Source organism: Bordetella genomosp. 6 (assembly GCF_002119705.1).
GTDB classification, from domain to species: Bacteria; Pseudomonadota; Gammaproteobacteria; order Burkholderiales; family Burkholderiaceae_B; genus Bordetella; species Bordetella bronchiseptica_F.
The window spans coordinates 174,267-187,208 of the sequence record NZ_CP021107.1 but is presented as its reverse complement, the minus strand read 5'-3'; the positions used below and the strand labels follow the sequence as shown (position 1 = coordinate 187,208).

Sequence of the window (12,942 nt, the reverse complement as noted above, 5' to 3'; positions counted from 1 at the left end):
GTGCGCTGCCCGGCGAGAAATTAGATTTCTTAATTCTACGAATTTTGGAAGGTTATTTTCTTACAGAAACGTGATTAAATATAATTTCTTCCAGAGCGTTATTTTGAATTAATTATGCAAAACACGCCTAATCCTTCCGTCCCTTTGGATGAACTGGACCGCCGCATCCTCGACCAGATGCAGCGCGACTGCTCCCTGACCAACCAGGAGCTGGCCGCGCGCGTGCACGCCTCGCCGCCGACCTGCCTGCGCCGGGTGCGCCGCCTGGTTGACGAGGGCGTGATCGAAAAGCAGGTGGCCATCGTCGCGCCGGCCAAGGTGGGCAGCACGCTGACGGCCATCGTGGAAATCACGCTGGACGTGCAGGCGGCCGAACGCCTGGCCGAGTTCGAGGCCAGCCTGCTGGACGAACCGGCGGTGCTGCAGTGCTATCGCGTCTCGCCCGGTCCGGACTTCGTGGTGATCGTGCAGGTGGCCCACATGCCGGCCTACCACGCCCTGGCGCACCGGGTGTTCACCGCCCAGGCCAATGTGCGCAACGTGCGCACCTTTTTCTCCGTGCACCGCGCCAAGTTCGAGACGCGCATCGAGATCGGCGGGTAGCCGGCGTCACCGCCGCGTCGCCAGCCAGGCTCCCCCGATGATGGCCAGGGCCGCCAGCACCGGCCCCCAGCCGGCCGCGGCGGCGCCGGTGGCGATCAGCAGCAGGGTCGAGACCAGCGGCGCAAGGTATGACAGCGCGCCCAGCAGCGGCAGCGAACCGCGCTTGGTGGCGTAATCCCAGGCGAAGAAGGCCAGCCCGACCGGCCCGATGCCCAGCCCCACGATGGCCCACCACTGCGCCGCCGACGGCGCCACGGTCTGCTCGAAGGCCAGGTGGCAAAGCCCGCCGGCCAGCGCCACCACGCCGCACACGCCGCCTATCATGTCGCTGGGCACGTCGGCATAGCGGCGATTGAGCGCCGAGTACCCCGACCAGACGAACGCGCAGCCCAGGGCGGCGAGATAACCATCCGCGCCCGCGTCCGTCCCGGGCGCGCCGCCGGCGCGCTGCCAGACCAGCAGCGCGGTGCCCGCGAAACCCAGGGCGGCGCCGGCCAGCGCGCGCCAGCGCCGCGCGCCGCCGGCCCCGCGCAGCGCGAACAGCACGATCAGCAGGGGCCAGAGGTAGGCAATCAGGCTGGCTTCGGCCACCGGCGCGTTGCCCAGCGCATAGAAGTAGAGCGCGTGGTAGCCGAAGATGCCGCCGACGGCCAGCAGCCAGGCGCCGGCGGGCGCGCGCAGCCGCCCCCAGGCGCGCCGCGCGGTCAGCAGGACGGCGCTGAGCGCGAAGGCCACGCCGAAGCTGGCGGCCAGCAACTGGAACGGCGGCAGGCCCTGCGCCGTCGCGGTCATCAGGGCGAGCGACGCCCACAGCAGGATGGCCGCGACGCCGGCGCCATTGGCGGCTCGGCGCGCCGGCTGCGCGCCGGACAGGACGGAAACGTGCATGGAAGGCGCTCCAATCAGGTTGGTCGCGCCACGCTACCCGCCCGCGCGCGCCCTGTCTTGAAGCAATGGCGCGGGTTTAGGCAAAACCCGCGAGTTCAGCCGCGCTGGCCGCGCCGGTACTGCAGCGGCGTCATGCCGCAGCCGGCGCGCACGGCACGCGCCAGCGCGCTCTGGTCGGCATAGCCGGCCGCCGCGGCCACCTCGGCCAGCGGCAAGGCAGTCTGCGCCAGCAGCGTGCGGGCGCGCGCCAGGCGGCGCTGCATGACATAGCCATGCGGCCCCACGCCCAGTTCGGCGCGGCAGACCGCCTGCAGCGCGCGCTCGCTGACGCCAGCGCGGCGCGCCAGTTCGGCGACCGTGAGCGGCCGGGCCAGTTCGGCCTCGACACAGGCGTGCAGCCGCGCCAGCACCGCCGCGGGGCGGGGCGGACGCGCATCGCCCAGGGCCTGGCCCAGCAGCGCGGCCCAGTCGCGCCAACCGCCGGCCAGCCGCTGCGGAGCGTGCGCCGCCTGCGCGCCGGCGGCCTCGGCCAGATGCCAGGCCGCCGGCGGCAGCGGGAAGAACACCTGTTCGCCCAGGCGGTGCAGGGTATCGGTATCGAACGGGCTGGCGGCGGCGGGCAGGTCCAGCACCAGGAAAGCGGCGCCGGTATCTGCCTGGAAGGCGTGCGATTCGCCGGCCGGCACCAGCGCCGCCCAGGCGCCGGTCACGCGCCCTTCGCGGCCGGCGGCCGACAGCAGCATGCCGCCGCCGCGCGGCAGGATCAGCTGGTGATGGCAGGGATGGGCGTGGCGGCTGGTTTCGCCGCGATAGGACCGCAATCCGAATGTGGCCGTTTCCATCGCAGCGCTCCAGGGCGTCGGCTAGCGCCGCGCCAGCAATTGCTCGAATCGGGCCAGGTAGCGCCGGCCCATTTCCGTGACGTCGTGCTCGGTGCGCACGTAATCGTAGGCGCGCTGGGTCACATCGGCGCGAAACGCCGCGTCGTCCAGGCAGCGCGCCATGCCGGCGGCCAGCGCATGATGATCGCCCACGGCGCACAGGACGCCGCGGCCGTCGGCCAGGCTTTCCTTCAGGCCGCCGGCGTCGGTCGATACCACCGGCACGCGTTGCAGGAAGGCATCCAGCACGCTGCTGCCCAGGGCCTCTTCCAGCGAACTCATGACGAACACGTCCATGATGCTGTAGAAGTCTTCGACGCCCTTGCGAAAGCCCGCGAACACATACACGCCATCCAGGCCCAGGGCCTGCGCCTCGGCGCGCGCCTGCGCCTCGCGGTCGCCGCCCGCGCCGAAATGCAGGAACACGAAGTCCTGCCGCTGGCGCGCCAGCTCGCCGACCGCCCGCACCAGCGTCAGCGGGTCCTTGTCGTGGATCAGCGCCGCCGAGGTGGCCAGCACCTTCTTGCCTTGCAGGGCGAATTCGCTCGCCAGCCGCTCGACGTTGGCCGGATCGATGACGTGCGGCTCGACCGCGCTGCGAATGATGACCGGTTCGATGCCCAGGCGGCGCGGCTCGCCGGCGGCCATCTCGCTGATCGCCACGAACAGGTCGACCCGGCGCCATTTGAAGCCGGTCTTCCACGCTTCGTTGGGCTCGACCACGAACGAAGTGCGGCGCGAGAACGCCACCGGCCGGCGGTGCAGCGCCTTGGTCAGCACGGCCCAGGTCACGGTATTGGCGGTCTGGGCGTGGAGGATGTCGTAGCTTGCGCCTGCACTGGCCAGGAAACCCAGCTGGCCTGGCACGTTGCGCCGGCCATGCGTGACGAAGCCTTCCTCGGCCGCGCGCGCCTGCAAGGGCCCGCCGGCGCGGCACAGCAGCTCGACATCGTGGCCGGCCTTGCGGAAGGCGCGCATGCAGTACAGCGTCTGACGTTCGCCGCCGCGCCAGCCTTTCTCGAAGTTGAGCTGCAGGATCCTCATGCGCGGCCTATGCCCTGGTAGTCGAAGCCCTGCGCGCGCATGTCGGCCGGCACATACAGGTTGCGCCCGTCGATGATCAGCGGCGCCTTGAGCATCTGCTTGACGCGCGTCAGGTCGGGCGCCCGGAACACCTTCCACTCGGTAGCGATCAGCAGGCCGTCGGCGCCGTCGAGCGCCTGGTACATGTCGTCGACCAGTTCGACCGCGGGATTGTCGTCCAGAACCTTGACGGCCTGCGGCATGGCCACCGGGTCATAGGCCCGGATGCGCGCGCCGCGCCGCGTCAGGTCGGCAATGGTGCTCAGGCTGGGCGCCTCGCGCATGTCGTCGGTGTTGGGCTTGAAGGCCAGGCCCCACAGCGCGAAGGTGCGGCCTTGCAGGTCCGCGCCATAGCGCGCGACCACTTTGTCCGCCAGCCGCAGCTTCTGCGCCTGGTTGGCCGTCTCGGCGGCCTCGATCACGCGCATGGGCAGGGCATGCTCGCCGGCGGTGCGCATCAGCGCCTGCACGTCCTTGGGAAAGCACGAGCCGCCATAGCCGATGCCCGGATACAGGAAGTGGTAGCCGATGCGCGGATCGGCCCCGATGCCGCGCCGCACCTGTTCGATGTCGGCGCCCAGCGCCTCGGCCAGGTTGGCCATCTCGTTCATGAACGAGATGCGCGTGGCCAGCATCGCGTTGGCGGCGTACTTGGTCAGCTCGGCCGAGCGCACGTCCATCACCATCACCCGCTCGTGGGTGCGCTGGAACGGCGCATAGATGCGCCGCATGGTGTCGATGGTGTGCTCGTCGTCGGCGCCCACGATGATGCGGTCGGGGCTCATGAAGTCGTTGATCGCCGCGCCTTCCTTGAGAAACTCGGGATTGGACGCCACGCTGAACGGCACGTCCACGCCGCGCTCGGCCAGCACTTCGCGCATGGCCGCGCGCACCTTGTCGGCGGTGCCCACCGGCACGGTGGACTTGTCCACCACCACCTTGCGGGTCGTCATGTGGCGGGCGATGCTGCGCGCCGCCGCCAATACGTATTGCAGGTCGGCCGAGCCATCCTCGCCAGGCGGGGTGCCCACGGCGATGAACTGGACGTCGCCGAACGCCACGCTGGCGGCGATGTCGTCGGTGAACCGCAGGCGGCCGCCCGCCACGTTGCGCTTGACCAGGTCTTCCAGGCCCGGCTCGTAGATGGGAATGCGCCCTTCGCGCAGCATCGCCACCTTGGCGGCGTCCGTGTCCAGGCACAGCACCTCGTTGCCCATATCGGCCAGGCACGCGCCCGACACCAACCCGACATAGCCGGTACCAACGACTGTGATTTTCATGCCTGCAACCTCGCAATACGCGGCGTCAGCGGACCATCCGCCGCACTGCGGGCATTATAGAAGTAGTGGGGCGCCGCTCCAGCGCGGGCGCCCCCCTGGGGCGGCCCCTACGCTTCGGCGCGCCGGCGCACCACGTTGACCGCCACGCCCAGCGACGCGCATACCGTGCCCAGCGCCAGGGCCAGCGTGGGCCCGTGCTGGGGATAGACGCTGAAGGCGATGGCCACCAGCGCGGTGCCGAAGCTCTGGCCGAACACCCGGGTGGTGGCCTGCACGCCGCCGGCCGCCCCGCTGCGCTGGCGCGGCGCCGACGACAGCATGGCGCGGTTGTTGGGCGTCTGGAACAGGCCGAACCCCAGCCCGGTCAGGAACATGCCGGCCATGATCCAGGGGTTGGACACCGTGGTCGGCAGCAGGGTCAGGCAGGCCATGCCCAGCGCCATGATGCCGGCCCCCACGCCGCTCAGCGTCGAGGCCGCGTAGCGGTCGGACAGCCGTCCGGCCACCGGCGCCACCACCGCCGTGCCCACCGGCCAGGCCGCCATCAGCAGGCCGATCTGCAGGTAGGGACGTTCGAGCACCTGCTGGAAATAGAAGGGCAACGCCACGTACGAGGCCATCTGCGCGGCGAAGGTACAGGCCGAGGCGGCCACGGCGTACGCCACCGACTGGATGCGCAACAGGTCCACCGGCACCAGCGGCGCCGTCTGGCCGCTGGCGCGCCGCACCAGCAGCCAGCCGATGGCCACGGCCACGGCGATCATCCCGATGCCGCGCAGCACGTCGTGCCCGAGCAGGTCCACGCCCGAAATGAAAATGCCCAGCGTCAGCATGGCCAGCAGCGCGCTCAGCCAATCCAGCGGCATATTGTTGCGCGGCACCTCGGGCAGGAACCGCAGGCCGCACATGATGACGATGCCGATGGGCAGGTTGACGGCGAAGATCCAGCGCCACGAGGCCACCGACAGGATCAGCGAACCCAGCGTCGGCCCCAGCACCGACATGATGGCCACCGTCGTGGCGTTGATGCTGATGCCGCGGCCCAGCATGCGCAGCGGGTAGATGTTGCGCACCAGCCCGCCGAACATGCACATCAGCGTCGCCGCCCCCACGCCCTGGCAGACCCGCGCCAGCGTCAGGTGCCACAGCTGCCCGGCGAACACACAGGCCAGCGACGACAGGGTGAACAGCAGCAGGCCGAACGTGAACATGCGTCGAAAGCCCACGCGCTCGGCCAGCGCCGACATGGGCAGCAGCATGACCACCACCGCCACGTTATAGGCGTTGATCACCCATACGGCATCGGAAGGCGCGGCATTCAGGTCGCGCGCGATCGTCGGCAGCGCCACGTTGGCGATGGTGGCATCGAGCACCGCCAGGCTCATGCCGGTCAGGACAGTGGCGGCGGCCCAATACCGGCGCGGCGTGGGCAGCCCATCGGGCGGCGAGTTGCGAGAGCCGCACCGGGCGGCGGACGCATCCTCGCCGATCACGATTTCTTGACCGGGCGTTTCCAGCCTTCGATGGTGCTCTGGCGCGCCCGCGAAATGGTCAGCTGTCCGGCCGGCGCATCCTTGGTGAGCGTCGTGCCGGCCCCCAGGGTCGCCCCCTTGCCCACGCGCACCGGAGCCACCAGCTGGGTATCGGAACCGATGAAGGCATCGTCCTCGATCACCGTGCGATGCTTGTTCACGCCGTCGTAGTTGCAGGTGATCGTGCCCGCGCCCACATTGACGCGCGCGCCGATGTCGGCATCGCCGATATAGGCCAGATGGTTGGCCTTGCTGTCGGCCTGCAGCACGCTGTTCTTGATCTCGACGAAGTTGCCCACGTGCGCGCGCTCGCCCAGGTCGGCCCCGGGACGCAGCCGCGCATACGGGCCGACCACCGCCTCCTGGCCCACCTTGGCCTGCTGCAGGTGCGAGAACGCCTCGATGCGCGCGCCGGCCTGCACGGCCACGTCGCGCAGCACGCAGTGCGGGCCCACCCGCACGCCATCGCCCAGCGTAACCGTACCCTCGAACACGCACCCCACGTCGATGAAGACATCGCGGCCACAGGTCAGCGTGCCGCGCACGTCGAAGCGGGCCGGATCGGCCAGGGTGACGCCGGCCTCCAGCTGGCGGCGCGCCAGCTCGCTTTGCCAGGCGCGCTCCAGCTGGGCCTGCTGCACGCGGCTGTTCACGCCCAGGGTCTCCCAGCCGGCGCCAGGCTGCGCGGCGCCCACCGGCACGCCGTCGCCCACCGCCAGGCCGACCACGTCGGTCAGGTAGTACTCGCCCTGGGCATTGTCATTGGTGATGCGGCCCAGCCAGTCCTTCAGGCGCGCCGTGGGCGCGGCCAAGATGCCGGTGTTGACTTCCTTGATGGCGCGCTCGGCCTCGCTGGCGTCCTTGTGCTCGACGATGCGGCACACCTGGCCCTGCGCGTCGCGCACGATGCGGCCGTAGCCGGTCGAATCGGCCAGCACCTCGGTCAGCACCGCGACGCCGCGGCCGCGCGCCTGCAGCAGGTTCTGCAAGGTGGCAGGCTGCACCAGCGGCACGTCGCCATAGAGCACCAGGGTGACGTCGTCCTCGCCGTCGCCTTCCAGCAATTGCGGCGCCGCCTGCTGCACGGCATGGCCGGTGCCATGCTGCGGCTGCTGCAGCGCGAACTGCAGGCCGGGCTGGCCGTCGAAGGCCGCCTTGACGCGATCGGCGCCGTGCCCGACCACCACGATGATGCGCGCCGGCTGCAACTGCCGCGCGCTGCCGATGACGTGATCGAGCATCGGCCGGCCGGCCAGGGTATGCAGCACCTTGGGAAGATCGGACTGCATGCGCTTGCCCAGTCCGGCGGCGAGTATCACTACATTAAGCATAGAAACCTGAGATATCCAAAGTCAGTAAACGCGAAATTCGGCAGGCGCGGCGACGCCAGGGCGTGGCGGCGCGCTACGGTTTGTCCGCCGCGCCCTTGGCGGGCGCCCGCTTGCGCGGCGCCCGCGGCTTGGCGGCGCTCTTGCGCGCCGCCTTGGGCTTGCCGGCGGCGGGCGGGACGCCCCCCGCCGCGCCCGGCGGCGGCGTTTCGCCCGCCGGGGCCGGCATCGACGCGGCCGTGGCCGCGGCCAGGTTGTTGAATTGCTGCTGCATCAGGTCCCACCAGGCCTGCGACGCCGATTGGGCCGCCGCGTTGATGGAGGGAGGAACGGCCTCAGCCTCGCCGGCCGGCGCGGCCGCCGGGCCAGCCGCCTGGCCGCCTGGCGCGCCGCCGCCCTTTGGCGCCGGCTTCAGGCCCAGCGCCACTTCCAGCGGCGAAGCGCCCCCCGCGGCCTCGTCGGCGCCGGCCGACGACACGCTGTCGACGAACGAGCGCAGCGTGGCGATGGTGGCGCGCTGCACCTCCAGCCCCTGGATCGAGCTCGACAGCATCGACAGGTTCAGGCGCAGCCAGTTCTCGACGCTGCGCAGCTCGTTGATCCGGCGGTCCAGGTCTTCCAGGTTCATGGGCACCGTCATGGGCAGAGCCTGGGTCAGACCGCCCGGGCCCGCCAGCCCGGCCCACGCCTGGCGCATCATTTCCATGCTCGCCAACAGGGGGTTGCCGGACAGATCCGAATTCTGGCCCATCCCGGGCAGCACGAACGGATTGGTGTGCGAGTCGCTCATTCGGTCTCCTGCGATGGCTGGGGCGCGCCGGCCCGTTATCGACATATGGCGGGCCGGTATGCGACCCGCATTATCGCTGCCCGATATTACGCTCGATTCCAGCCCCTGCCAAAACGCCGGATGACCTACGCCGCTGGCCGCAAGTCTGCCACGGAACGGCCGCTCGCCATGCTGCGAATTCTTTGCACCTGTATCCGGGCGCCCCGGCCGCGGACTCAGCCCGGCAGCAGCTGGTCGTTCTCGACCCGCACCGGATCGCCCGAGGCAAACGCGAAGGGCTGGGCGCTGCGGAACTGGCGCCGGCTGCCGTCGCTCATGCGCACGGTCAGCTCATAATGCGTCACCGTCTGTTGCTCACGGATATTGCGCTCGACTTCGCGGCCGGCCAGCGCGCCGCCCACCGCGCCCAGCACGGTCAGGGCGTCTCGCCCATGGCCGCCGCCGAACTGGTTGCCCACCACGCCGCCAACCACGCCGCCGGCGACCGTGCCGATCAGATGATTGCTGTCATCGCGCACCGGCACCTGCACGGTGCGGATGCCCTCGACCACGCCGCAGGTGGCGCAAGCCGCCGCGCCGGCCTGGGCCGGCTGCTGGGCCGGCTGGGCGGATTGGGCCGGTTTCCGGGCGGACTGGGACGCCTGGCCCGGCGCGGGCGCCACATTGGCGGCCTCCGGCCCGGCCAGCGCGGCCTCCTGCGCCGAGGCGGCCTCCTGCCGCGACGAGCCGGCCGACAGGTTGGGCAAGACCCCCGTCATGGCCGCCACGGCGACCGCGCTGAGAATGATGACGGAAACGGCCGCGGCGCCCAGCAATGGGTGCAGCCTGCGCCTGGGCGCGGATTCTGAGGGACGATTCATGTCGGTTCTCCGGCAACGACTACGGCCCGTTGTATAGCACCGCCGCGGCGTTTCCGCGTATTGCGATGGTGACCCTTTGCAAAGAATACGCCATTCTCTGCCCTGGCAATTCTGGGACAATGCCACGATGGATACGCCGATCACCCTGCCCGAACTGGAACAAGCCATCAATTACTGGCGCCACCGCGAGCCCTCGCAGGGCGACGAGTCCCGCCTTTGCGCCCAGGCCGCCGCGCTGGCCACCCCCTATGCGCTGATGATCATCGGCCATCGCCGCGACATCGCCCCCGCCGAGCTGAGCGAAGCCGCCCGCGCCGCCTACCAGGCGTGGCTGGACAGCCGGCAATAAGGCGCGCGGCCGGGCGCTTTGGGCGTCCGCGGGTATCAGCCCCCATGCGGGGACAGAAACCGCTTGCCAGGCAAGCGTTGTGGCGTACGACGGCGTGCCTGTCCCAACGGGGACAGGCACATCCTTCCGCAGATGTCAGTCCTCATGCGGGGACGGACACCCCGCGTTTACAGCAAGGCCTTGATGTCGTGCGCCAGCGCTTCGGCGCCGGCGGTGTTGGTGGCCAGTACGCGCGATTCGCCCTTGCCGTCGAACAGGTAGAAGGCGGCGGTATGGTCCATGGTGTAGTTGGCGCCGTCCTGGGTCGGTACCTTGGCGTAATAGGCCTTGAACGACGCGGCGGCCTGCTTGATCTGCTCGGGCGTGCCGGTCAGGCCCAGGAAGCGCGGATCGAACGTCGTTACATACTGCTTGAGTATTTCGGGCGTGTCGCGCTCGGGGTCCACGGTAACCAGCAGGACCTGCACGCGGTCGGCGTCCGGCCCCAGCTGCTTCATGACCTGCGACAGCTCGGCCAGCGAGGTCGGGCAGACGTCGGGGCATTGGGTGAAACCGAAGAACACCACCACCGCCTTGCCGGCGAAGTCCTGCAGGGTGCGCGGCGTGCCGTTGTGGTCGACCAGCGCCAGCTTCTTGCCCAGTTGGGTGCCGGTGATATCGCTGCCCTTGAAGGCCGGCGCGCTTTCGCCGCAGGCGGCCAGCAGCGCGGCCACGCCCACCGCGGCTACGGCTTGCAGCGCGCGGCGGCGTACGGAAGTAAAGGCGAACATCGAAACAACCCTCCTACAGTCAGCGCAGCAGGCCGACCCAGTGATCGATCAGCAGCGCGCCGAACAGCAGCGCCAGGTACAGGATCGAGAAGCGGAACAGGCGGCGCGCCAGCGCATCGCTGTATTCGCGATACAGGCGCCATGCATACCAGACGAACATGCCGCCCAGGGCCAGCGCGCTGGCCAGGTACAGCACGCCGCTCATGCGGATGGCGTACGGCAGCAAGGTGGTGGCGAGCAGGGCGAAGCTGTAGAGCAGGATATGCAGCCGCGTGAATTGCTGGCCGTGCGTCACCGGCAGCATGGGCAGGCCGGCCTTGATGTAGTCGTTGTTGCGGTACAGCGCCAGCGCCCAGAAATGCGGCGGGGTCCAGATGAAGATGATGAGCACCAGCACCCAGGCCTCGGCCGGCACGGAATCGGCCACCGCGGCCCAGCCCAGGGCCGGCGGCATGGCGCCCGACAGGCCGCCGATCACGATGTTCTGCGGCGTGCGCGGCTTGAGGATGACGGTGTAGATGATGGCGTAGCCGACGAAGGTGGCGAAGGTCAGCCACATGGTCAGCGGGTTGACCAGGTGGTACAGCACCAGCATGCCCGCGCCGCCCAGCAGGCCCGACAGGCTCAGCACCTGGATGTCCGAGATGGTGCCGCGCGCCGTCGCGCGCCGCGCGGTGCGCAGCATGCGGGCGTCGACCTCCTGCTCGATCAGGCAGTTGATGGCGAATGCCGCGGCGGCCAGCAGCCAGATGCCCAGGGTGCCAAACACCACGTGGCTCAGATCCGGCATGCCAGGCGCGGCCAGGAACATACCGATCACCGCGCAGAATACCGCCAGCTGCGTGACACGCGGCTTGGTCAGGACGAGGTATTGGCGCAGCAATCCGGTTTGGGGGGCAGCAAGACTGGACATGGTCGCTATTCTAAACGCGATCGAATTGGGGCCGGACCACCCCGGCGGCTTGCGGCGCGTCGGCCAGGCGCACCAGGATGACCACGGCGGCCAGGGTCAGCCCGGCCGCCCCGCCATTGTGCAACACCGCGATCAGCAGCGGCCACTGGAAGAAGATGGTGGTCAGCCCGGTGAACAGCTGGGCCGCCAGCAGCGCCAGCATCAGCGTGGCCGGCCCGCGCAGGCCCGGCTCGGCGCGCAGGCGCCAGGCCAGCACGCCGACGTAGGCGAACACCACGAAAGCGAAATTGCGATGCGTCCAGTGGATGGCGGTCAGCGCGTGCTGGGAAATCATTTCCCCCGAAGGCAACTCGCCCAGCGCGCGAATCAGCGAAAAACCGCCATGGAAATCCATCTCCGGCACCAACTGGCCATGGCAGGTCGGGAAGTCCATGCAGGCCAGCGCCGCATAATTGGTGCTGACCCAGCCGCCCAGGGTGATCTGCGCCAGCAACAGAAGGAAGCCGAACGTCATCCACGGCCGCCAGCGCCGCGCCCGCGGCGACAGCGGCGCGTGCGGCCGTTCGCGCGCCGACAGCCAGGTCATCAGCGACAGCACTAGCAGGCCGAACACCAGGTGCGCGGTCACCACTACCGGCATCAGCTTGTGCGTCACCGTCCAGGCGCCGAACGCGCCCTGCACGCACACGGCCACCAGCGCGCCGACGGCCAGGGCCGGCGAGCGGCCCAGTTCGCGCCGGTAGCGCCAGGCCATCCAGACGATGGCGATGATCAGCATGCCCAGGAAGGCGCCGACGTAGCGGTGGATCATCTCGATCCAGGCCTTGGACAGGGTGACCGGCCCGAACGGCATGCTGCTGGCGGCCTGGTGGATGTCCGACATGGCGCCCAGCGGCGTCACGCTGCCGTAACAGCCCGGCCAGTCGGGGCAGCCCAGCCCGGAATCGGTCAGGCGCACGAAGGCGCCGAACATGATGAGGTCCAGCGTCAGGAACCAGGTGAAGAAAACGAGTTTGCGATAACGCTGCTTGATGCGGTCCATGGTCAGCCGATGCGCGAGTTGTACAGAAGCCTGCTGAGGTCCTTGCGCACCTTGACCCCGTCGGCGTCGGGAGGGAACTGCAGCATCAGGTTGCCCAGCGGGTCGATGACCCAGATCGGCCCGAGCAGGGCCGCCGGCGCGGCGGCGTCCTGCCCCAGCAGATAGCGGTTCAGCTGCTCGGGCCGGGCGCGCAGCATCAGGGTGCCCCGATAGGCGTCCAGCACTTTCTGCGGCACCTCGCCGTCGTCCGTGATGAACCAGACGCGCTGCACGCGGTCGACGTTCTTGCCCTGGCTGGCGTGGCTGTTGCGGGTGATGAACAGCTTGCGCGCGCACGACTCGGGGCAGGCGGCCTGGTCGGCCACGCCCAGCAGCCACTTGCCCTTGAGACCGGCCGGGTCGAACGGCTTGCCGTCCAGGGTGGTCAGCTGCAGCTGCTGCGCCGCCGGCATGGGCCGCTGCGGCTGCACCAGCGTGCCGTAGTTGCTGCTGTCCTCGGGCCACCACTGGGGATTGTTGTACACGATGACGGCCGCCAGCACGGGAGCCAGCGCGCACAGGAACACCAGCACCAGGGGCAGCATCGAGCGCTTGGGCGCGGAAGGAGCGAAAGAGCGGGCCAC

The 12,942-nt window shown here is 69.7% G+C and carries 14 protein-coding genes; 2 read left to right on the top strand and 12 right to left on the bottom strand.

Translation table 11 applies throughout. The features are described 5' to 3' along the window. Positions 1-114 precede the first annotated feature (114 nt). Positions 115-603, top strand: coding sequence for an Lrp/AsnC family transcriptional regulator (locus CAL11_RS00910; RefSeq protein WP_086091859.1), 489 nt, complete (start codon positions 115-117; stop codon positions 601-603). Positions 604-609: 6 nt separating this feature from the next. On the opposite strand, the gene CAL11_RS00905 is transcribed toward CAL11_RS00910, so the two are convergent. The 8 genes from CAL11_RS00905 to CAL11_RS00870 all read right to left on the bottom strand — a co-directional run bounded on the left by CAL11_RS00905 (position 610) and on the right by CAL11_RS00870 (position 9,245). Then, complete coding sequence (locus CAL11_RS00905; protein ID WP_086091858.1) at positions 610-1,491, bottom strand: DMT family transporter; 882 nt, start codon at positions 1,489-1,491, stop codon at positions 610-612. Between the two features lie 95 nt (positions 1,492-1,586). After that, positions 1,587-2,333, bottom strand: a complete 747-nt coding sequence (locus CAL11_RS00900; protein ID WP_086091857.1) for a helix-turn-helix transcriptional regulator — start codon at positions 2,331-2,333, stop codon at positions 1,587-1,589. A 21-nt stretch (positions 2,334-2,354) separates the two neighbouring features. Next, positions 2,355-3,416 (bottom strand): glycosyltransferase family 4 protein, encoded by a 1,062-nt coding sequence (locus CAL11_RS00895; protein WP_086091856.1) that lies wholly within the window; start codon positions 3,414-3,416, stop codon positions 2,355-2,357. Further along, positions 3,413-4,735, bottom strand: a complete 1,323-nt coding sequence (locus tag CAL11_RS00890) for a UDP-glucose dehydrogenase family protein (protein ID WP_086091855.1) — start codon at positions 4,733-4,735, stop codon at positions 3,413-3,415. Before CAL11_RS00890 ends, CAL11_RS00895 begins: the two co-directional genes overlap by 4 nt. 107 nt (positions 4,736-4,842) lie before the next feature. Beyond that, entirely contained in the window at positions 4,843-6,228 is a 1,386-nt protein-coding gene (locus tag CAL11_RS00885) for an MFS transporter (RefSeq protein WP_015064822.1), read from the bottom strand. Further along, positions 6,225-7,598, bottom strand: a complete 1,374-nt coding sequence (gene glmU, locus CAL11_RS00880) for a bifunctional UDP-N-acetylglucosamine diphosphorylase/glucosamine-1-phosphate N-acetyltransferase GlmU (protein WP_086091854.1) — start codon at positions 7,596-7,598, stop codon at positions 6,225-6,227. The genes CAL11_RS00885 and glmU overlap by 4 nt, the downstream gene beginning before the upstream one ends. Before the next feature lie 73 nt (positions 7,599-7,671). Beyond that, positions 7,672-8,385 (bottom strand): PhaM family polyhydroxyalkanoate granule multifunctional regulatory protein, encoded by a 714-nt coding sequence (locus tag CAL11_RS00875; RefSeq protein WP_086091853.1) that lies wholly within the window; start codon positions 8,383-8,385, stop codon positions 7,672-7,674. Positions 8,386-8,600: 215 nt separating this feature from the next. Then, positions 8,601-9,245: a glycine zipper 2TM domain-containing protein gene (locus CAL11_RS00870; RefSeq protein WP_086091852.1), complete on the bottom strand. Its 645-nt coding sequence runs from the start codon at positions 9,243-9,245 to the stop codon at positions 8,601-8,603. Between the two features lie 127 nt (positions 9,246-9,372). Here CAL11_RS00870 and CAL11_RS00865 point away from each other — a divergent pair, with 127 nt between their 5' ends. After that, positions 9,373-9,594 (top strand): DUF3717 domain-containing protein, encoded by a 222-nt coding sequence (locus CAL11_RS00865; protein WP_015064818.1) that lies wholly within the window; start codon positions 9,373-9,375, stop codon positions 9,592-9,594. A 167-nt stretch (positions 9,595-9,761) separates the two neighbouring features. On the opposite strand, the gene CAL11_RS00860 is transcribed toward CAL11_RS00865, so the two are convergent. From CAL11_RS00860 to CAL11_RS00845, 4 genes are read right to left on the bottom strand one after another with little or no spacing between them, the layout of a single operon-like run. Continuing rightward, positions 9,762-10,364 (bottom strand): SCO family protein, encoded by a 603-nt coding sequence (locus CAL11_RS00860; RefSeq protein ID WP_015064817.1) that lies wholly within the window; start codon positions 10,362-10,364, stop codon positions 9,762-9,764. Positions 10,365-10,383: 19 nt separating this feature from the next. Continuing rightward, a complete protein-coding gene (gene cyoE, locus CAL11_RS00855) occupies positions 10,384-11,277 on the bottom strand; it encodes a heme o synthase (RefSeq protein WP_015064816.1) in 894 nt (297 codons plus the stop codon). Between the two features lie 10 nt (positions 11,278-11,287). Then, a complete protein-coding gene (locus CAL11_RS00850; RefSeq protein ID WP_086091851.1) occupies positions 11,288-12,319 on the bottom strand; it encodes a COX15/CtaA family protein in 1,032 nt (343 codons plus the stop codon). Positions 12,320-12,321: 2 nt separating this feature from the next. After that, on the bottom strand, positions 12,322-12,942 hold the full coding sequence (locus tag CAL11_RS00845) for an SCO family protein (RefSeq protein WP_086091850.1): 621 nt from the start codon (positions 12,940-12,942) through the stop codon (positions 12,322-12,324).